This is a genomic window from Marivirga sp., from assembly GCF_024636815.1.
In the GTDB taxonomy this organism is placed as follows: Bacteria; Bacteroidota; Bacteroidia; order Cytophagales; family Cyclobacteriaceae; genus Marivirga.
The window spans coordinates 1-21,052 of the sequence record NZ_JAGXGF010000164.1; the positions used below are offsets into that span (position 1 = coordinate 1).

Sequence of the window (21,052 nt, forward strand, 5' to 3'; positions counted from 1 at the left end):
AAAAATGGAGAAAATACGGTTGGTGTATGATTATCTTCAAAATAATACCCGCTATGTAAGCATTCAGCTTGGAATTGGGGGCTGGCAACCATTTGAGGCTTCTTTTGTGCACGAAAAAAAATATGGAGATTGCAAAGCACTTTCAAATTATACTAAAGCACTATTGGCACGTTATGGGGTGTATAGTTTTTATACACTGATAAGAGCCGGAAAATATCAAAATGAAGTGGAAGAGGATTTTCCTAATGCTCATTTTAACCATGCAATTGTAACGGTTCCCATGGAAAAGGACACCATATTTTTAGAATGTACCTCTCAAACCAATCCTTTTGGCTATATGGGGACATTTACTAGCAATCGTAAGGCTTTGATGATTACTCCGGAAGGAGGTAAACTAATATCAACCAAAAAATATCTTCCCGAGGATAATATTCAAAGCACAAGTATTGACATTGATTTATCGGATGAGCAATTAACCTCTATAAGATTTGAAAGAAATTATAAAGGATTAGAAATTGATAATCATAATTTTCAGCGATTGTATTGGAAAGATTCTAAAGAGCTCAATAAATGGGTGCGAGAAAATCATGATTGGGGCGGACAAAAAATAGCTAGTATTGATTTATTCGATATGAAGAAAAATCAAATTCCTGAAGCAGGTTATCAAGTGGAGTTTTCTTCAAATTCAGAGTATGTAAATATGGGAGATAGAAAATTTATTTCTCCAGATCGATATATTAACAGCTTTGTGGCAAATTTACCAAACAAAGAAAGGAAAACGGCTGTAAAAATCAATTACGGATATGTACAACATGATACCATTCGCTATCAGCTCGATAAATATCATCTTTTGGAAAAAGATCTTGCTAAACTGGATTTTAAATCTGATTATGGGAAATATCATAGAGAATTAATAAAGAAGAGCAATGAACTTATTTACATCCGTAAATTCCAATTAAATGATGGTGAATATCCGGTAGAGCAATATCAGGATTTTAAGGATTTTGTCCAAAAGGTAAAAAGTGCGGATAAAGAAAGATTTGTATTATTGAACAAAACCTAAATGATTCCGCTCTTAACCAAAACTTGAGCTTTCTACCATATTTTGAAATAGTCAAGCTTCCCCTCTCACTTTAGTGCTATTTATTCAATAATTGGTCAATCTACAAGTAATTTAAAACATGTGATATATGTAAGAAATATAAATTTGGATGTAAGTGTTTTTTGTTAGATATGTTGAAATTTGAAGGTGAAATAACTAAAAACCTAAAAAATCACTCTATGAAAAACATTAAAGTATATATCGCAATAGTAGCCCTTGCTTTTTCTTTTTCCCCGTTTAGTTTAAAAGCAGATACAGGAAACAATGTAAAAAGTTCGGATCCCATTCCCATGACTGAAATCAGATCTGAAAAGTTGATAAACAGATTGGTAGAAATTAAGGAAATGAACCTATCTGATATGAATCGTGCAGAAAAGAAGGAACTTAGAGAAGAAGTAAGAGCTGCAAATAAAGAGTTGAAAAAAGCAGGCGGTGGACTTTATATCTCAGTAGGTGCAATTATTCTTATAGCCTTACTTTTGATTCTTCTATTGTAAGACTTATAGGATTGTAAAATAATAATTTTACTCTTACAGCTATAGTGGATTGAGCATCCTGCTCGGTCTATCTACAAGCTTTAACTTGTTTATGATTTGTTGGTTATGATCATATGTATTCAAGTTTCTGAGCCAGAATTTAAGCCATTCTGGCTTCTTTTTGTTTAGGAAAAATAGGAATTTCAGAGGATCATGAATGTTTTATAAACTAAGCTGAAGTGTAATATTGTTCATTGTTGGTTCACTAATTTATTTATTACTCAACTCCTCTCTAATCATCTGTCGCAAAAATTGAATATCTTGTTTTCTTTCTTTTAACATGCTTTTACGTACCTTTAATAACCCCATAGTCTCACCTAATGAATTTTTCCAAACAGGATCATTTTTCATTCTTTCTTCATCAATTATTTTAACTTCTAAAAAGCTATATTCTGATTTTGAATCACGTATTCTGACAAATGATTTTATATCATCCACAAATTTAGAGTGACCACCCCCGTAAATTTCTGAAATTAATTGAATCCATTTGTTATCAGATTCATAATAATTAGTAAGCTTATTCCTCAGATCTGTATTTTTAATTTCTGTTATGTTTCCAGAGCTTTTTAATGCCTCGTAGTGGCTATTTTGAGAAAAAGATTGATACCCAATCAAGAGCCTTTCAAATAATATTTCTGCGGAGTCTTTTTTTAATACTCCTGAATCTATCATATTAAGTAAAAGGTTACCACTTAAATGAATTCCTGATAGAATATTATATGTTGTTTTTATTTCAGTAGAATCAGATTTCATATTCTGATAAATACCTTCCAATGATTCTTTTTCTAGGCTCCTTAAATTGGCCTCTTCACGATAGTCTTCTGCTAAAAAAGATAGAAATACAGCTAGAAAGATAAAAACAGATTCCAGTAAGATGGTAGTGAATTTCTTTTGCATAGTATCTCAATTTTGAAATAAATATTAATTAAAACAAATTATATTTTTCAAGTTGACTATTATAGCTTTTCAAAATTTGTAATACTTAACCTCTATTTTAGGTTTGCAATCTTTCTTTAAAGGATTTTACTAGGTCTAGCATTTTGATCTGACCTACACTAAAACAACCCTAATTGCTCACTAATCTCATGTTTTTCAATAATATCAGCAGATTGAGATTTCTTTTTCTTTCCTCTAATTGGTTTTACTGGCCAAGCTTGCATTAATTCTTCATCAAAAGGCTTAATTAATGCTTTTACTTGCTCTTCACTTACTTTATCATTAATGGACAATAACCATTCCGATTCCAGCTCTTCAGGAAGTATCAAGGGCATTCTGGCTTCTTTTAATTTCGGGTTATTGTGAATCTCAGTCATCAAAGGATTTGCTGTAGTGGTTACTACACTAACAGATGATATTTTATGTCCATTTTCAGGATTTTCCCATTCCTCCCAAATTCCAGCTAAGCTTATAGGGGAATTATCTTTCAAGCTTATGTAGTAGGGGATTAATTGTTTTTGTTTATGATGGTGTTCGAAAAAACCGTCCACCATAATGATACATCTTTTGTCTTTAGCTGCTTTTCTAAAAGCCGGCTTTTCAAACATAGTTTCAGCTCGAGCATTTATGGTTTTATTATAGAGTTCATGAGCCTGTTGCTCATCCTTCGACCAGGAAGGAATTAGGCCCCATTGAAATAAATTAAATTCATCGGGATTTTCATTGGTGATAACCGGCAATTTAGGGTGCTCAAAGCCTGTAATATGGAAAATTGGTTTAGTTGGATTTCCTTCTTCATCAAATAAGTGCTCCAAAACACTCAAGTCTTTATCAGGATGGCGTTTGGCATACTTCTTTTTCTTTTGGGTCATATAGCTGGCGTCATAACACATAAGCTAATGATAAGAAAATATTTTGGTTTTAAATAAATAATTGAGAACTTAAGAACCACTTAAAATAGTATATACCCAATATAAATATGCAAGACAATAAAATTGACTCAGTTAAAAATGAATTAGTACAACCAATAAAAACGATAACATCTAAATTAGATACATGGATGGAGATGGTGGTGGAAATGATTCCGAATATGTTGCTTTCCATCATTTTGTTTATTCTTTTTATTGTTCTTGCAGGCTTAGTTAGAAAATTATTCATTAAAGTATTTCAAAAATCTTCAGATAATAAAGCACTGCAAAATCTGTTTGCTACCATTATTTACTATGCCATGATTGGGATAGGGTTATTCATTATATTGGATATTCTCAATTTAGATAAAGCAGTTACTTCATTATTGGCCGGAGTAGGGGTGATCGGTTTGGCTTTAGGTTTTGCGTTTCAAGATATTGCAGCAAATTTTGTTTCGGGTATTATTTTGGCCTTCAGAAAGCCTTTTTTAATTGATGATGTCATTAAAGTTGATGATTTGATGGGGGTCGTAAGTCGAACAAATTTGCGTGTAACAGTTATCAGAACTTTTCAAGGTCAAGAGGTTTACGTGCCCAATAAGGATGTTCTATCAAATGCCATCACCAATTATTCTATATTAAACCAAAGACGAATAGATTTAGCAGTAGGGATTTCTTATGGAGATGATCTACATAAGGTTCATGATTTGGTTTTAGAGACCATTCAAAATCTGGAGGGTGTAATACGAAAGGAAGATATGATATTTACCTATTCTGAATTCGGTGACAGCTCTATTAATTTTGAAATAAAATTTTGGATAAAGTATCCAGATAATCCAAGTTATCTTGAAATGCGTTCTACAGCAATAATGGCTATTAAAGATGCATTTGATAGAGAGGATATTACCATACCATTCCCAATCAGAACATTGGATTTTGGAATAAAAGGAGGTGAAAAGCTATCTGAAATGAAAATCGGGCCGGAGAATAGTCTAGGCAGTAAATGATTTGCTTTTAGTATTCAAGAAAGTCTATTTATATGTTATAATAAAATTTAAAATGATGAAGGTATTGCAGTTTCTAATGTGGTTATCAATTTCAACTTTAATCTTGTCTTGTAAGCAATCAAGTAAGGATTTTTCTACTAATCAGATTCAATCAACTGAGGGTATGCTGCAACATAATGTTTATTTTTATTTAAAGGATAGTGTTTCAGATAAGCATAAAAATGAATTTGAAAATGGGCTACAAAAACTTCTACTAATTGATGTCATTCATAATTCGGAAATGGGCAAGACAGGCGCCACCAAGGCAAGAGAGGTTGCGGATCATGAATTTGACTATTCCATTTTTACCTGGTTCAAATCAATGGAAGATTATGAAGTCTATGCAGATCATCCTGATCATATGGAATTCATTGATAACTATCAGCATTTATGGGCAGATATTAAAGTTTATGATTCCGAAATTATCAATAGCGAAGTAAAATAAGCTTTCAATATATGTCGGTAGAAAATCAAATATTTTCTAATGATTTGGCATTAATTTTTCCTCGCTCCTTTAGAAAATTTTTTATGCGATCGAATTCCAGAGGCTTTTCCATATAGAGATCTGCTTGGTTTTTTAAGGCAAATTCTTTGTCATAGTCGCAGCTTGATGAAGTTAAAATTATAACAGGAATATCCATTAATCTAGGAGTACTTTTTACTTCTACTAAAACTGCAAAACCATTGCTTTTGGGTAAGTTAATATCTAAAAGAATAAGATCAGGTTTTTTAACAAATTGAAATGGAGTTCTTTTATTTAAATATAAAATCGCCTCTTCTGCAGTACTTAATGAGTTAAGAATATTTAAACCACTTACTTGATTTAAAATTTCTTGTGTTATAAGAATATCAGCCTCATTATCTTCAATTAATAAAATATCTAAAGTGTCCATAACCTTTACAATTAAAAAATGTAGCCTTACTGATGTTGCTACTAATTGATTAAGATTAATGGATGATGATGAATGTTATACAAACTTAATTATATATACGGGATAGTACTATATAAGGATATGTGTTTTCGATGAACAAAAGCTATTGATAGTTTGGTGATTGAATTGAAGCTATGTGATTTTTATTTTTTTGATTATATATTGTTTAATATGAAGTATGAATACTTTATGTACCTGAGTATAATTACTAATTAAAATTAAGTGATATGCTTAAAGTTGTATTAGGAAATTTACCTAGTTTTAATAGAATTGTACTTTTATAATTCTTTTGAATGTTTGTTTTCTTTAATCTATTTCTGATGGCACAGGATAATTATGGTTAAATCTTTTCAGTTTTAGGTGAATATTTAATTTTTTTAAATGGGACAAGTTCTCGTTAGGTTTAAAGTGTATTTTTTCCATAAAAAAACCCAAGCTTCTCAGCTTGGGTTTTGAATAACTACCTAATTATATTTTATCCTTCAGCAGGCTCTCTAAATCCTACCCATGTAAATCTTTTAATCAAATATTCAGGGTTGGTTAAAGAAGCATTTCCAGCAGGATTACCTCCTGTTACATGGAAATCAGAAAAACCAGCATTTTGATTCACATAAATACCACCTGTTAAATTAAAGCTAACTGAAGTAGCCGCCATTCCCATTTGATCCATAATCAGATTCTTGATGGTTTCATCCGTAGTGTAAGCCGCACATGAAATTGCACCATGATTTTCAGCTAAGCTGGAAGCTAATTCTACTGACTGGTTGGTATCCTTAGTCTTGATTAATAAAACCACTGGGCCAAATAACTCTTTAGTGAATTTATCCTCATCAGCAGCATTCATTTCTACCACAATAGGAGTAGCGGTTCGGGCTTTTTCAAACATTGGATTTTTAATTGTTCTGCTCTCTAGCCAAACTTTTCCACCTAATTTTTTAGCTTCTTCAGGATGACTCAAAGTATTTGGGTTTTGAATTGCGCCCAATACAAATGGTCCAGCTTTTGGATTATCTACCAATCCGTTGATATTGTCCACTAATTTCTGAGCAAAATCTTCAAAGCTCACTTTTCCATCTGGAGTCTTAATACCGCCTTCAGGTATAAAGAAGTTTTGCGGACAAGTACACATTTGACCTGAATAGAGACAAACAGAAAAAGCTAGATTTTGAGCGACTTTATCAATATTGTCAGCTGAATCTAAAATAACTGAATTAACTCCGGTTTTTTCGGTGAAAACAATTTTACCCTCCAAATCTTCAAGATATTCTCCAAATGCAGAACTACCTGTATAATCAATTAATTTGATCGCTTTATTTTCCGCTAGATCTTTAGTGATCATTTTATCATAAGTATCAGGAGCCAATTGACACACATTCGGGTCAATTCCGTTTTCCTTTAATACTTTCTGAATTTCAGCCACAACAATAGCCATTGGCAAGATTGCGCCAGGATGTGGTTTGACAATACAAGGATTACCTGTGATTAAGGAAGCATACAAACCAGGAACTGAATTCCAGGTAGGGAAGGTGCTACAACCTACTACCATGCTTAATCCTTTTGGCATTGGCTTCCAGCTTTTATTCAACTGCACATTGAATTTACCCATTGGCTTATCCCAAAATTTCTTTTCAGGAAATCTTTTCAATTCATCATATCCAAAGGCAATTGCCTCCATTGCACGATCTGCTGCATGAGGTCCCGATGCCTGAAATGCCATCATATAACCTTGACCTGTGGTATGCATGGTGGCATATGCATTTTCAAAGAAACGTTCTTTAAACCTGTCTAAACTTTCCACTAAAATAGCTGCTCTGTCATCAATAGAAGTGTTTCTCCATTGTGTCCAGGCTTTTTGGCTTCTGTCAATTAAAGTTTCTGCACTAAACGAAGGATATAAAATCCCTAAAGGTTTTTGTAAATAGGGAGATTCTTCCTGACCAACCCAAGCTTCAGGATCAGCTTGAAGTAAATCCTCAAATTTGTTATCTAAGCTAGCCTTAAATTTATCCTGCCCATCTTTATCGGCTGTTTCTCCGTATATTTTAGGAGATGGATGTTCGGGATATTGTGCATAAAAAGAACGGTCATGAACAGCATCTATGGCCTTTTTTAAAGTGTCTTTGTGCTTTTCGTATAAACTCATGGATAATATTTTTAAATTTGTATTATATTCTCGATGCCTAAATATACATTTAAGATTTGAAGCGAGAAAATGCTTTTCTGTAGAAGGGAAACTTTTTAGAAAAAACTATATATAAAAACCAACCTATGAAGTACATTTTACCGCTCTTGCTGAGCATTTTTATTTTTCAGCAAAGTGTAGCTCAAGATTATGTTCCAGGACTTATTGTAGTGAAGCTCAAGGATGAAGATCTTTCGGCCAGACAAAAATCAAAGAATATATTGAACATTGATCAACTGCAAAATGATAGTAATGTCAAGAATTTTAAAAAAATAGGAAATTTTAATGGGGCTAATCAAAGAAAAGCTGGAAAATCACGATTAGATAATATTTACAAACTGGAAATTGATGATAATATCTCGGAAACGGAGTATATTAATTATTTAAACAGTTTTGATAATATTGAATATGCAGAGCAATATCCCAACGTAAAGCCACTTTATGTACCAAATGACCCTGAAGCTCAATTCGGTATGGCACAATTTCACTTAGGACAAATCAATGTCTATGATGCATGGAATGTAACACAAGGTGATGAGGAAATTGTAATAGGAATAATCGATACTGGGGCTGATTTAGACCATGAAGATTTGGTTAGCAATTTATATTTGAATGTTAATGAGCCTATTAATGGAGTTGATAATGATAATGACGGCTATATTGATAATTATTATGGTTGGGATTTTGCAGATAATGATAACTCTCCGGAAGCAGATGGAAGTAAACATGGTACAGGAGTTACAGGTATAGCAGCCGCATCTACAGATAATAGTACAGGAATTGCAGGAATAGGTTTTAATACCAAATTTATGCCTATTAAGATTTTCACAACTGAAGATAATTTCTCTAGAAATAGTTATGATGCGATTATATATGCAGCTAATCAAGGTTGTGATGTTGTTAACCTTTCCTGGGGAAGTACAGGCAGGTATTCTCAGTTTGCTCAGGATATCATTAATTATGCTGTATTGGAAAGAGATGTTGTGATAGTAGCAGCTGCGGGAAATACTGATGCTGAATTAGATTTTTTTCCAGCTTCCTATGATAATGTGCTTTCAATAGGGTTTGTAAATGCAGATGATAGCCGTAATTCCAATGCAACCTATAGTGACTTTATTGACTTGGTTGCGCCTGGTGTAAGTGTTTATACCACAGAAAATAATGATACCTATGGTAATGATACGGGTTCTTCTTATGCAGCTCCTATGGTGGCAGGAGCTGCAGCACTTATCCGATCAGTATTTCCTGAATGGAATGCATCTCAGGTAATGGAGCAATTAAGAGTTAGTAGTGATGATATAAGTCATATCGGAAACAATAGTGATTTCCAATATAAATTTGGAAAAGGAAGATTGAATGTTTTTAAAGCACTTGCTGATTTTGACAAACCTTCAATCAGAATAAGTGATGTGAGTTATACCAATGGATTAGAAGAGGCTGCTTATTTTGGAGATACATTAGATATTACGGTAGAGTTCACCAATTATTTAGAATTGACTAATAACGTAAATGTGAAATTAACTTCCTCAAGTCCATATGTTTCCATTTTACAAGCTGATTTTACAATTGAGTCGTTAAATACATTTGAAAAAATTAATAATGGAAGTAATAGATTTAAAGTCGTGCTTTCTGACGATTTACCCGAAAATGAAGCCTTAAATTTCAGAATTTTATTTGGAGGAGCGTTTTACGATGATTACCAATCATTTCAAATCCAGAGCAGTCCTAAAATCAGACTATTCAATTATAATAATTGGAGTTTTGGTTTTACGGCTACTGGGAATTTTGGGAGAAGTAAAGAATCTCCCTTTGCAAATTATGCCGTTAATCATATTGGTAATAGATTGATAGACCATATGGGTTTAATTCTTTATGCAGGAGTAGATAGTTTAAACAGGAATACATTAATCAATGCTAACTCTTTTCAATATATTGATGATTTTCAGACTTTTCGACCTTTAAAACGATATGATGATATTACTGCTGATTTTGATGTGAGAAGTATTTTTCAGGAGAAAACTGAAACTACCACTCCTCTGGACATTCTTATCAACCAGAGATTTTTAGGTTGGAATGATGAAGGAGATTTCCTGATTCATCATTATAGATTAGAGAATAGAAGCGAAAACAATTATGATTCCCTTTATTTTGCGCTGTTCACGGATTATGCCTTAGGGGATAAGATAAACAACACCATTCTCTATGATAGTGCATATCAGCTTTCTTACGCTTATGATGAATTAGAAAATGAATATGTGGGATTAAGTTTATTGACTAATCAGGATTCGGTTTTTTATGCGCTTGATTTAGGTATTGAAAATGGTCATACCAGTGATTTGGAAAATGATAGTCTTAAGCAAAGTGTAATCAGGAATGCATTGCAAAACTCTTTTTCTAAACAGACAGCAGGAGAGCAGACGGGTGGAAATAATGTTGGTGGTCTTCACGGAATTCTACTGCCTGAATTTCCTGCATACACTGCTCAATCAGTTTCATTTGCCGTTTTGAGAGCCAATAATTTAGAAACCTTAAAAGGATTAGTACAAAAAGCTAGAGAAAAGGATTCTTTAAGTTATACTTTGCTTCCTTTTGGTAGACAAGTCTTTATTTGCCAGGCTGATAGCCCTATTATAAAGGCTGCTGAAAATCATACATTTGATATTTACGCTTCAGCTACGGTGGATACAGCCCTCTATTCAGGTACTGATTTTGAAACAGGTAGTTTATCAAATGACACCACTTTTTATATGGTGGAGAAAGATTCTTTGGGATTTTCCAGTTTAAGGAAAAGGCTAATTATCTCGATTCAAAAACCTATAGCTTCTTTTGCTCTACCTTCAGATACCTTATTAATTGAGGTAGAAGAAACCAGTAGTTTTAAGTTTACTGATCAAAGTCAAGATGCTATTAGTTGGCAATGGACATTTAGCAATGGATTTTCTTCTACTAATCAGCATCCAAATATTGTTTTTGATTCAGAAGGAGAATTTTCGGCTGAATTAATAATAAGCAATAGCATTGGTTGTACTGATACTTTTACTAAAATTTTTAATGTATTTCAGCGAGCTCAAAAACCACAAATCTCAGACATAGAAGTTTGTTTAAATGAAGATTTAGTTATTTCTGACCCTAATCTTGAAGAATTAACGATTTATGCGGATAGTCTATTAGAGAACCAACTATTTAAAGGCGCTGAGTTTATAATAGAGAATTTTACAAATGATACCATTCTTTATATCAGAAATGAATTAGGTGATTACCCTTCAAAAAGTGTTGAAATAGAAGCTAAGGTCGTTCAACTCAAGGCTAAAATGGATGTAACTCTTGATATGTCCTCTGCCAATGAGGGAATGAGAGCCTTGGCTGAAAGCAAAAGTGAATTGGCTCAACAACTAATTTGGATGATAAATGAAGATACTTTGGGTACAGCTCAAGAGATTTATTTCGAGTTAGAAAATCTTAAAAATGGACCACTTAAGCTATTTGCAATATCTGAAACAGGCTGTATTGATTCCGTAAGCTTTCAAAATATGCCAAGTGAAATTCCAGAGTTTGAACCTTATTATTTATGCCAAAATGAAAGTTTAGTACTATCAGCTATAAATTCTGACAAGGTTTTTTATTATGAAGATCAGGGTTTAACTCAATATATTGGAAAAGGAGCAGAGGTCAATATTGATCAAGTTAGTGAGAATATGAGTGTATTTGCGGTCAATGTAGAAAATATCCATCCATCTGAAGTTGTTGAAGTTCCTGTGTTTGTGAGTGATTTGAATGCTGATTTTTCTGTGTCTCATGACACTATTAATTTAGCATTCGAAGAAGAAATTCATTTGGAATCCCTTTCAGAAAGCGCTAGTGATTGGTCTTGGAAAATCAATAATCAAACAATAGGAGGAGAAGAAATAATTAATCACACATTAATTGAAGCAGGAGTTTATAAAATCCAATTAAATGTTTCGGATACTTTAGGATGCAGCGATTTTGCAGAAAAGCAAATTGTAGTTTTTAATGATCCTCTATTGGGTAACATAACTGAGTTGAAATCTTATTTCTCTATTTATCCGAATCCTGCTGATAAGTTTGTTCATCTCACAGGAAAGAGTCAGTTTAAATTTGATTCTTATAGTGTGATTGATACTAAAGGTAAAGAGGTAATGAGATCAAATAATGATAAACCTTTGTTACAAACTGAAATAGTTGACGTATCAGAATTAAAACAAGGAGCTTATTATTTAATTATTAGAAAAGGGAAACAAGAAGCTTCCTTTTTATTTGTAATAAGAAGATAACATATTTTATGAAAGATATTTTTGCAGAACTCATTTCCATTGGAGATGAAATATTATACGGACAAACATTAGATACTAATTCTCATTATATCAGTGCGGAGTTGGATAAACTGGGCATCCGTGTGAAAAGAAAAGTCACTGTGGCTGATAATAGAGATGCCATGATGCGAGCTTTTGAAGAAGCAGAAGCAAATGCTGATATTATTATTATAACTGGTGGTCTGGGTCCTACTAAAGATGATTTGACTAAACCACTTTTAGCCGAGTATTTCGATTCCGGAATGAAATTACATGAAGACATCCTGGAAGTTTTAAAAGAGAGATTTGCTAAAAGAGGCCGTGAGCTTAATGAACTAAACAAAGGACAGGCAGAATTACCTGAAAAATGTTTGCCAGTCGATAATAAGTACGGTACAGCCCCAGGTATGTGGTTTGAGAAAGACGATAAAGTATTTATTTCGATGCCGGGGGTTCCGAAAGAAATGAAATATATGATGGAAGACACCATCATTCCCAAATTCAAAGAATTTTATAAAACACCAGTTCTCATTCACGAAATGGTCAAAACTGTTGGTATCCAGGAAAGTATTTTGGCTGAAAGATTAGAAGATTGGGAAGATAATTTACCTAAAGAGATAAAGTTGGCTTATTTACCAGGTCTCAATCAAGTAAAACTGCGATTGACAGCTTCGGGTCAGGATGAAAAGCATCTTCAAAAGTTGATTGACCAGGAAGTGGACAAACTTTATGAACAGGTGGGGAAATATATTTATGGTACGGATGATACAAATTTACCAGCTAAAATAGGAGAGCTACTTACTGAAAAAGATTTGACTATAGCCTGTGCAGAAAGCTGTACAGGTGGATATATTGCGCATTTGATTACTTCTAACTCAGGAAGTTCTAAATATTATCGTGGCGGGATTAATCCTTATCATAATGATTTAAAGATTAATATATTGGGCGTTAAGAAAGAAACTATACAGCAATATGGTGCTGTAAGTGAACAAACTGTTATTGAAATGGCTGAACGGGTTCGTGAACTTTTCGGAGCGGATATTGGTATTTCAACTAGTGGTATTGCCGGACCTGGAGGCGGATCTGAAGAGAAACCAGTAGGTACAACTTGGGTTGCTTTGGCAGATGGGAAGAATACCCAAACTAAATTGTATCATTTCCAATTCGATAGAGAGAGTAATATCGAAATCACGTCTAATTCGTTATTAAATTTGGTTCGACAAACTTTAAGCTCAAAATAATTGAGAAAAAGTTTATAAATGCTAATTTTGTACAAATTTGATTTGGTTTTGTGCTAAGAACAAACCTGTCAGGTTTTAATTTTAAATAAAAGCAGATAGTTAAATAACTATTTGTCTCACACAACAAGAATAAACCTGACAGGTTTTATCTGGGTGATAAAAAAGGAAAACGTCCTTTGAAAAATGATTATATTTCAAAAGTTTTTTCATTTCAATAAACGACTAATTATTTCATGGCAACGGTAGAAATGGTAATGCCCAAAATGGGCGAAAGTATAATGGAAGCAACAGTGCTTACCTGGTTAAAAAAAGAAGGTGACACTATTGAAGAAGATGAATCAGTATTAGAAGTAGCCACCGATAAGGTGGATACTGAAGTACCAGCATTAGAAGCGGGTGTCTTAAAGCAAATATTGGTTCAAGAAGGGGATGTAGTTGCAGTTGGTAAACCAATAGCAATTATAGAAACTGAAGGAACTGCTGCTGCCGATACAGGTAGTGCTGAGAAACCTGAAAAACAAGAAAGTGCCGCTCCAGCCACTGCAACAGCTGAGACTAGCTTGTCTTCAGCATCAGGAAATAATGGACATGATATAGCTGCTCGTTCTGAATCTGGTAAGTTCTATTCTCCTTTAGTACGAAATATTGCTAAAGAGGAGAATGTAGCAATGGCCGAATTGGAATCTATCTCAGGAAGCGGGAAAGATGGACGAGTTACCAAAAAAGATATTTTATCCTATTTAGATAATAGGGGTGAAGCTCCTGCTCAAGCTGCCAGCCAGCCTAGTACTGCTCAAGCAGCTTCAAGCTCACAGCCAGCAGCTCAGCCAGCTCCAAAAGGAGTTCCTGTTAGCATTTCAGGTGATGATGAAATCATTGAAATGGACAGAATGCGTAAGATGATTGCTGGTAGAATGGTGGATTCTAAACGCATTTCTCCACATGTTACTTCATTTGTAGAAGCTGATATGACCAGCGTAGTGCAATGGAGAAACAAACATAAAAATACTTTTAAAGAGCAGGAAGATGGTAATTTGACTTTTACACCAATTTTTATTGAAGCGGTAGTAAAAGCTATCAAAGATTACCCAATGATTAATATCCAGGTTGATGGAGACAGAATCATTAAAAAGAAACATATCAATATTGGTATGGCAGTAGCTTTACCAAGTGGAAATTTGATTGTGCCTGTAATCAGAGATGCCGATCAACTTAATATCAGAGGATTAGCTAATAAAGTAAATGATTTAGCTAGAAGAGCTCGTGACGGTAAATTGAAAGCTGAAGAATTGGAAGGTGGTACTTTTACAATTTCTAATGTAGGTTCTTTTGGTAATGTGATGGGTACGCCTATTATCATGCAACCACAAGTTGGTATCCTAGCTTTAGGAGCCATTGTGAAGAAGCCTGCTGTATTGGAAACTCCTCAAGGGGATGTAATCGCCATCAGACATAAAATGTTCTTATCGCACTCTTATGATCACCGTGTGGTAGATGGTTCTTTAGGAGGAATGGTAGTAAGAAGAGTAGCAGACTATTTAGAAAAATGGGATGTTAAAAAAGATCTATAATAATTTAATGAATTGATTAAAAAAGGACTGGTAGCAGTCCTTTTTTTGTTTCTACAATTTCAAAAAAGTAAAATTTCTTAAATCTCTTCTAAAGACTGTTTATACATATTGTAAAATAAAAGAGGGAAGAAAGTAAAGGCCAAAATTGAAAATGAAATTCCTAGTGTAATATTGGCGGAAAATGTATTGCTAAACCTGAGCCAGGTTGAAATCACAAAAATCACCACTGCAGATTGTCCAAAAACCCACTGAAAAAGTATTCTGTTTTCAGTTAGTTTATGCTCTTTCCATTCGTACAGAAAAACTAATGGAAAACAAATCAGCCCGGCTACAGTCCCTCCTAAATAAAGCAATACATAAGAGTAAGGAAGTTTCAAAGTCATAAAGAAAAATCCTAACATGAATATGAAACTAAATAGCCCGGCTGAAATGTGAATGATTTTTTTCATACTGCTCAATTACTTGTAGCCTCTTCTTGACTAGATTTGAACATTCTTAAAAATAAGAAAGGTAAAAACAAGATTCCAAATATGATCATGCCTATACCTAAAAGTACCATTGCTCCAGGTAAATGAAGCACTTTAAAACAACTTCCAACTAAAAGTAACATTAAACTTAAAGTACCAAATATCCATTTAAGTTTCTCTGACATCACTTTAAAGACCTTGTCTTTAAATTTATTAAAAAGCAATAAAGGCAAGAATATAAAAGATATTCCCATTAAGCCTATAAACAATAAAAGTGCTGCACCCGGGAAATGCATAATTTTGAAAAATGCCCCCACTGTGGTCGTTAGGGCAAATAAATATCCCGAAATGTAAGTGAACTGTTTCATAAGTATTATTTTTTTATGGTTTAATAAAAAGAAAGTTTCAAACTGTATTTCTTCAAATCCATTAGGGGTGGTTTGAATATATGCCTTCCGATAGGCTTCTTCAAATGCTTGTCCTCTTTGCATCTCAATTTCGATTAAACAACAAAAATGATCAATCAGGTCATCTTGAATTTCTTTTGAAGAAATGCTGCTTTTCTTGATTTTTTGATTGATAAAAGAAAATTGTTCATCCGTTATCATAGCGCAGGAGAGGTTTTGTTATCCGTAAATACTATTTTATTTAAGGTTTCCATGAAATCTTCCAACTCCTTCACCACTATTTTCTTCTCGCCTTTCCCTTTTGGTGTGAGTGTATAATACTTCCTCACTCTTTTTCCAATATTCACTTCTTCAGTAGTTAAAATACCATCTTTCAAAAGCTTATGGAGCGTAGGATAGAGGCTCCCATCTTTAATTAGGATTTTACCATCTGATATATCCTTAACCTTTTGGCAGATTTCATAGCCATACATTTTTCCGTTTTCTTCAAGGAGCTTTAAAATGATAACTCCTAGCGTGCCTTTTAATAATTCTTTTGAATACATAGCGTAAATATACATCAAAATACAATGTATCAAAATAAAATGTTAAAAAATTTATTAAAAAATTTGAATTTTAGCTGTTTAACAATAGAATAATGCAAAACAGACTAATATTTGAGTGTATTTTTGTTTATTTGCTATTCGAGCTTTAGTTCGGTCTCCAAATCAAAATATTTTCTTTATCGAACAAATAAGCTAAAAGCTTTTTAAATTTAGAAATTGAATTATTATCCATGGCAATAGATAGAATTACATCATTAATTAATAAAAGTAACTTAGTCAGCCGAGATTTAAGCTGGCTACAGTTTAACTATAGAGTGTTGGATTTGGCACGCAAACCAAGTCGAAACATATTTGACAGGCTTAAATTTTTAGCTATTACGGCTTCAAATTTAGATGAGTTTTTCATGATCCGAGTTGGCTCTCTTTATAATTACATTGATTATGGAAGAGAACGCATAGATTATTCAGGCTTAAGAGAATTGCCTTTCCGAAAAAAGCTTTTAACTGAATGTCAGAATTTTGTTAAATCTCAAAATGTGCTATTTGAAGAAGAACTTGAGCCTCTTTTTGAAGAAAATGGCTTAAAAATTGCAGACTTAGCAGATTTAACCCCAACAGAATTAAAGAAAGCCAATAGCTTTTTCGACAAAATCATATTCCCCATGCTTACACCCATGGTTTATGATAATTACCATACTTTCCCGATTTTGATGAATAAACTGCTGATTTTTTCAGTAGTAACTCGATCTTTTGGTGAGAAAAAAGATAATAGAAAGCTTTCATTTATACAGATTCCACAAAATATTCAGCGCTTTTATGAGGTGGAGCGAGATGATAAAATGCTTTTTATTCCAATTGAGGAATTAGTAAAAGCCAATATCGAAAAGTTATTCAGAAACATAGAAATACTTTCCGTAAACCTTTTCCGAATTACGCGAAATGGCGATTTTACTTTGGAGGAAAGTGATGATATAGAAGCGAATTTCTTAGAAGAGATGCGTAAAAAGCTCAAAACTCGTAAAACAGGTAGGGTAGTGCGTATTGAAATCGATAAGGATTATGATAAATGGATGATGAAAACGCTTTGCGATCGTTGGGAAATCGACAAAGACAATATTTTTAAATTTAAAAAAGGTGATTTAGTAGATTATAGCGCGCTATGGCAAATCATTAAACATACAGAGTTTAAAGATAAAATTCCTTCTACTCCTGATCCTGTACCACCTTTAGCTTTTCCTGAGCATAAGTCTGATTCAGATAATATCTTCGAGATTTTAAAGGATCGGGATATCTTATTACACCATCCTTATAATAATATTGAGCCTGTGATAGATATGCTGGAAAAAGCAGCTGAGGATCCAAAGGTTTTATCCATAAAGCTGACGATCTATCGATTGGCAAATGATTCTAGAATTACGAATGCTTTGCTAAAGGCTGCTGAAAATGGAATACACGTTTCCGTGCTTTTTGAGGTTAAGGCTCGATTTGATGAGGAAAATAACATTCGTGAAGCTAAAAGACTGCAAAAGGCTGGCTGTTTTGTGATATATGGGATAAGTCGTTATAAAACGCATACTAAGCTTTTGATGATTGTCCGCAAGGAAAAGGAAAAAGTAACTCGTTATTTGCATATGGCAAGTGGGAATTATAATGAAGAAACCGCAAGATTATATACGGATATAGGCTTGATGACCACAGACGAGACTTATGCTCAGGATATTTCTGAGTTCTTTAATGTAATTACGGGACATAGTTTGCCACATGAATATGAGCGATTGATCACAGCACCTAAAGATATGCGAACACGCTTGATTCATTTGATACAGCAAGAAGCTGAAAATGCTAAAGCAGGTTTACCGTCTGGTATTTGTATCAAAATCAATTCTTTGGAAGATAAAGAAACCATTGAGGAATTATATTCCGCTTCTCAGGCAGGTGTTAGAATTAAATTGATTGTCAGAGGAATTTGCTGTTTAAGGCCCGGAAGAAAAGGCTTAAGTGAAAATATTACTGTACGCTCCATAGTGGGTAATTATTTGGAACATTCCCGTATCTATTATTTCCACAATAACGGAGAACCTAAACTTTATGGTGGAAGTGCGGATATGATGGTAAGATCTTTTGAACGAAGATTAGAATCTTTATTTTTGATTGTGGATGATACCTTGAAAAGACAGGTCATGAACATCTTAAGATATAATTTATGGGATAATGTAAATTCTTATGAAATGAATGAAGATAGCTTTTATAAAGAAGTAAAAACCAATGAAGAGCCTATTTTTAATATTCATGAAGAATTTTTCAAGGTGACACCGGAGCTGATTGAGGATGTGAAGTTGTTTGAGTAAGACTGCAAATACTATTTTGACTATTTAATGATTATAATATGAAGCATTTTTTGCTAATTTTTTTATTTGTTTCGGTTTCTTATCCATTTTTTGGCCAAACAGGAGATAGTGAGAAAATCTTAAAAACGGAGACCAAGGAAGTAACTGTTTACTTACAGGGTGCTCAGATTTTTCGGGAAGGAAAAATAAATTTAAGGAAAGGAGATCATACAGTTATAGTTAAATCCCTTTCTGCTCTTTTATATCCAAATAGTATTAATGTAAAAGGTACTGGTGATATAAAGATTTTATCGGTTCAGCACCAATTTGATTATTTGGAAGAAGAAATTAACACCAAGACCGTTGACATTCTTCAAACAATTATAGATAAAGTAGAATCAGATCTTAGAAGAAAAACGAATAGAATTGAGGTTTTAAACGAGAAAGAAACTCTTATTTCAGCAAATAAAAATCTTGGAATTGAAAATGTCACTTCAAGCCAATTGCTTCAAATGTTAGGGCTTTATGAAAAAGAATTAACCTCTATCAAGTCTGAACAATCAGAAATCAAGCTCGAAATTAATGAGTTAAAATCTCGATTAAGTAACTTAAAAAACCAATTAAATATTACTAAAGACAGTAAGAACGAAACTAAGAGTATTATTTTAATTAAGTTAGAGGCACTTCAAACAACCAATTCATCTTTTGAAATTAGTTATTTTGTTAATGGTGCAGGCTGGTATCCTAAATACAGATTGAATGTAACCAATATCACTAAGCCTATTGATTTGGAATATCAGGCGGAAGTTTTCCAACAAACGGGTGAAGATTGGAATGATGTGAAATTAAGATTTTCAAATGGTGAACCCAATCAAAATAAGGAGGCTCCCGAATTAGAAACCTGGTACTTAGATTATGCTCGATTTACCAATTTCCAGGATAATAATCTATCTAACTTAAAAGTTAGCAATAACGCTGTAAAAGGAACAGTGATGGATGCGGAAACAGGGGAAGCCTTGCCCGGGGTTAATGTAATTGCTAAAGGGACATCTATCGGTACCACAACTGATTTACAAGGGAATTATTCTATAACCATGCCTAAAGGAGCAAATCAGTTGACTTTTAGTTATATCGGAATGGAAACAAAAACGCTAAATGTAAATTCATCTATTTTAAATGTTAGCTTGAAACCAGATGTTCAGCAATTATCTGAGGTAGTGGTCACGGGTTATGCTGCTGCGGAAGTGCGTTCTTCAGTAAGTTCAAGGCTCCAAGGAAGAGCAGCAGGTGTAAATGTTAAACAAGCAGAAAGGATGACCGCGACTACCATTAGAAGACAAACTAATGTAGAATTTGAAGTGGATGAACCCTATACTATCAAATCAGGAAATCCTCAAACCTATATCGATTTAAAGAAATATGAGATGGAAGCAGAGTATCGATATGTTGCTATCCCTAAATTGGATAAAAATGCTTATTTAGTAGCTGGAATCGCCAACTGGGATCAATATAACTTGATGGATGGGGAAGCAAAACTTTTCTTTGAAGGATCTTTTGTGGGTACCTCAATTTTAAATGCTAATGCCACAATTGATACGCTTAAAATTTCATTAGGGAATGATAAAAGCATAATCATTGAACGAGATAAAATTGATGACTTTAGTAAAAGCAGTTTTATTGGCTTCAATAAGAGCAAAAAGCTGGGATTTGAAATTAAAATAAGAAATACTAAGTCTCAAAAAATAGATTTAACGCTTTATGATCAGGTGCCTGTATCACTTAGAGATGACATAGTGGTTACACTAGAAAAATCTTCTAAGGCTAATTACAATGAAAAAACAGGAGAGTTAAGATGGGATATGAATATCAATAGTAATGAAACTGAGAAAAAAGTTTTTATTTATGATGTGAAATATCCTAAGGATGAGAAGGTCATTTTAGAATAGTAACTTTTTATTTCACCTCATCCAAAAACCATTTTAATGCCTTTTTATGCTCTTTAAATACTTTGGTGACAAAAGGTGATTCATCCTCATCGGAATGATACTCATCCACCTTATTAGAGGCTATTTGGGTGATAGGTGACAATACGGCCTGATGAGTAAAACCTAATTTTTCATATTGAGGATTGATTTCAGTGTTAAGCCAGGTGATCTCTTCTTGTCGGATCATTTCTAATTCAGTTACATCAGCATATAAAAGAAACTTATCCTGACCAGTGATTTTATGGTTTTTAATTTCTTTAGCATATACTTCTAATGAGGTATTTATTAAATCTCTGAAAACTACAGGATTTAAAATGCCTCTCCATACTTCTTTAATATAAGTAATATTTTTAATCTCTTCAACAGTGATTCTAAGCTTTGGGTGAGTGTATAATCTCATATTGACATGATTTATTACTAACCTGAGTTCGACTCTAATTTGGAAATTCAGATTTTCATAAAATTAAATAGACAAGGCGTCTTTTAGAAGATATAGCGAGCTATATCGAGGAAAGACAACGCAGTATATTGGATTTTATGGAAAAGTTTTCCCCTTT

The 21,052-nt window shown here is 33.3% G+C and carries 16 protein-coding genes and 1 pseudogene; 9 read left to right on the forward strand and 8 right to left on the reverse strand.

Annotated elements, in window-relative coordinates; all coding sequences use genetic code 11:
• Positions 1–1,063, forward strand: a pseudogene (locus tag Q0L29_RS12110) (hypothetical protein); the annotation flags it as partial.
• Between the two features lie 218 nt (positions 1,064–1,281).
• The gene (locus Q0L29_RS12115) at positions 1,282–1,599 is read left to right on the forward strand and encodes a hypothetical protein (protein WP_296621999.1); all 318 of its coding nucleotides are present in this window, start codon (positions 1,282–1,284) and stop codon (positions 1,597–1,599) included.
• Between the two features lie 249 nt (positions 1,600–1,848).
• Here Q0L29_RS12115 and Q0L29_RS12120 read toward each other — a convergent pair whose 3' ends face one another.
• Both Q0L29_RS12120 and Q0L29_RS12125 read right to left on the reverse strand, forming a co-directional pair.
• Positions 1,849–2,535 carry a hypothetical protein gene (locus tag Q0L29_RS12120; RefSeq protein ID WP_296622001.1) on the reverse strand — a complete coding sequence of 229 codons (687 nt, stop codon included), beginning with the start codon at positions 2,533–2,535 and terminating at the stop codon, positions 1,849–1,851.
• A gap of 158 nt (positions 2,536–2,693) precedes the next feature.
• The gene (locus tag Q0L29_RS12125; protein WP_296622003.1) at positions 2,694–3,446 is read right to left on the reverse strand and encodes an SOS response-associated peptidase; all 753 of its coding nucleotides are present in this window, start codon (positions 3,444–3,446) and stop codon (positions 2,694–2,696) included.
• Between the two features lie 107 nt (positions 3,447–3,553).
• Between Q0L29_RS12125 and Q0L29_RS12130 the strand changes: the two genes are divergently transcribed.
• Together Q0L29_RS12130 and Q0L29_RS12135 are read left to right on the forward strand one after the other, a co-directional pair.
• Entirely contained in the window at positions 3,554–4,489 is a 936-nt protein-coding gene (locus Q0L29_RS12130; RefSeq protein ID WP_296622004.1) for a mechanosensitive ion channel domain-containing protein, read from the forward strand.
• Between the two features lie 52 nt (positions 4,490–4,541).
• Positions 4,542–4,973: a Dabb family protein gene (locus Q0L29_RS12135; RefSeq protein ID WP_296622005.1), complete on the forward strand. Its 432-nt coding sequence runs from the start codon at positions 4,542–4,544 to the stop codon at positions 4,971–4,973.
• Positions 4,974–4,998: 25 nt separating this feature from the next.
• On the opposite strand, the gene Q0L29_RS12140 is transcribed toward Q0L29_RS12135, so the two are convergent.
• Positions 4,999–5,421, reverse strand: a complete 423-nt coding sequence (locus tag Q0L29_RS12140; RefSeq protein ID WP_296622007.1) for a response regulator — start codon at positions 5,419–5,421, stop codon at positions 4,999–5,001.
• Between the two features lie 514 nt (positions 5,422–5,935).
• On the reverse strand, positions 5,936–7,603 hold the full coding sequence (paaN, locus tag Q0L29_RS12145; protein WP_296622008.1) for a phenylacetic acid degradation protein PaaN: 1,668 nt from the start codon (positions 7,601–7,603) through the stop codon (positions 5,936–5,938).
• A 125-nt stretch (positions 7,604–7,728) separates the two neighbouring features.
• Between paaN and Q0L29_RS12150 the strand changes: the two genes are divergently transcribed.
• The 3 genes from Q0L29_RS12150 to Q0L29_RS12160 all read left to right on the forward strand — a co-directional run bounded on the left by Q0L29_RS12150 (position 7,729) and on the right by Q0L29_RS12160 (position 14,764).
• Complete coding sequence (locus tag Q0L29_RS12150) at positions 7,729–11,934, forward strand: S8 family serine peptidase (RefSeq protein WP_296622010.1); 4,206 nt, start codon at positions 7,729–7,731, stop codon at positions 11,932–11,934.
• A gap of 8 nt (positions 11,935–11,942) precedes the next feature.
• Positions 11,943–13,193 carry a competence/damage-inducible protein A gene (locus Q0L29_RS12155; protein WP_296622011.1) on the forward strand — a complete coding sequence of 417 codons (1,251 nt, stop codon included), beginning with the start codon at positions 11,943–11,945 and terminating at the stop codon, positions 13,191–13,193.
• Between the two features lie 233 nt (positions 13,194–13,426).
• A complete protein-coding gene (locus Q0L29_RS12160; RefSeq protein ID WP_296622012.1) occupies positions 13,427–14,764 on the forward strand; it encodes a dihydrolipoamide acetyltransferase family protein in 1,338 nt (445 codons plus the stop codon).
• A gap of 77 nt (positions 14,765–14,841) precedes the next feature.
• On the opposite strand, the gene Q0L29_RS12165 is transcribed toward Q0L29_RS12160, so the two are convergent.
• Genes Q0L29_RS12165 through Q0L29_RS12175 form a run of 3 tightly spaced genes read right to left on the reverse strand, consistent with a single transcriptional unit; the run spans position 14,842 to position 16,198 of the window.
• The gene (locus Q0L29_RS12165; RefSeq protein ID WP_296622014.1) at positions 14,842–15,213 is read right to left on the reverse strand and encodes a hypothetical protein; all 372 of its coding nucleotides are present in this window, start codon (positions 15,211–15,213) and stop codon (positions 14,842–14,844) included.
• A gap of 5 nt (positions 15,214–15,218) precedes the next feature.
• On the reverse strand, positions 15,219–15,839 hold the full coding sequence (locus tag Q0L29_RS12170) for a hypothetical protein (protein WP_296622015.1): 621 nt from the start codon (positions 15,837–15,839) through the stop codon (positions 15,219–15,221).
• Positions 15,836–16,198: a PadR family transcriptional regulator gene (locus Q0L29_RS12175; protein ID WP_296622023.1), complete on the reverse strand. Its 363-nt coding sequence runs from the start codon at positions 16,196–16,198 to the stop codon at positions 15,836–15,838. Before Q0L29_RS12175 ends, Q0L29_RS12170 begins: the two co-directional genes overlap by 4 nt.
• 215 nt (positions 16,199–16,413) lie before the next feature.
• On the opposite strand from Q0L29_RS12175, the gene ppk1 reads away from it, so the two are divergent.
• On the forward strand, positions 16,414–18,531 hold the full coding sequence (ppk1, locus tag Q0L29_RS12180) for a polyphosphate kinase 1 (protein WP_296622017.1): 2,118 nt from the start codon (positions 16,414–16,416) through the stop codon (positions 18,529–18,531).
• A 38-nt stretch (positions 18,532–18,569) separates the two neighbouring features.
• Positions 18,570–20,456 carry a mucoidy inhibitor MuiA family protein gene (locus Q0L29_RS12185; protein WP_296622019.1) on the forward strand — a complete coding sequence of 629 codons (1,887 nt, stop codon included), beginning with the start codon at positions 18,570–18,572 and terminating at the stop codon, positions 20,454–20,456.
• Between the two features lie 7 nt (positions 20,457–20,463).
• Here Q0L29_RS12185 and Q0L29_RS12190 read toward each other — a convergent pair whose 3' ends face one another.
• Positions 20,464–20,895: a hypothetical protein gene (locus Q0L29_RS12190; RefSeq protein ID WP_296622021.1), complete on the reverse strand. Its 432-nt coding sequence runs from the start codon at positions 20,893–20,895 to the stop codon at positions 20,464–20,466.
• Between the last annotated feature and the right edge of the window lie 157 nt (positions 20,896–21,052).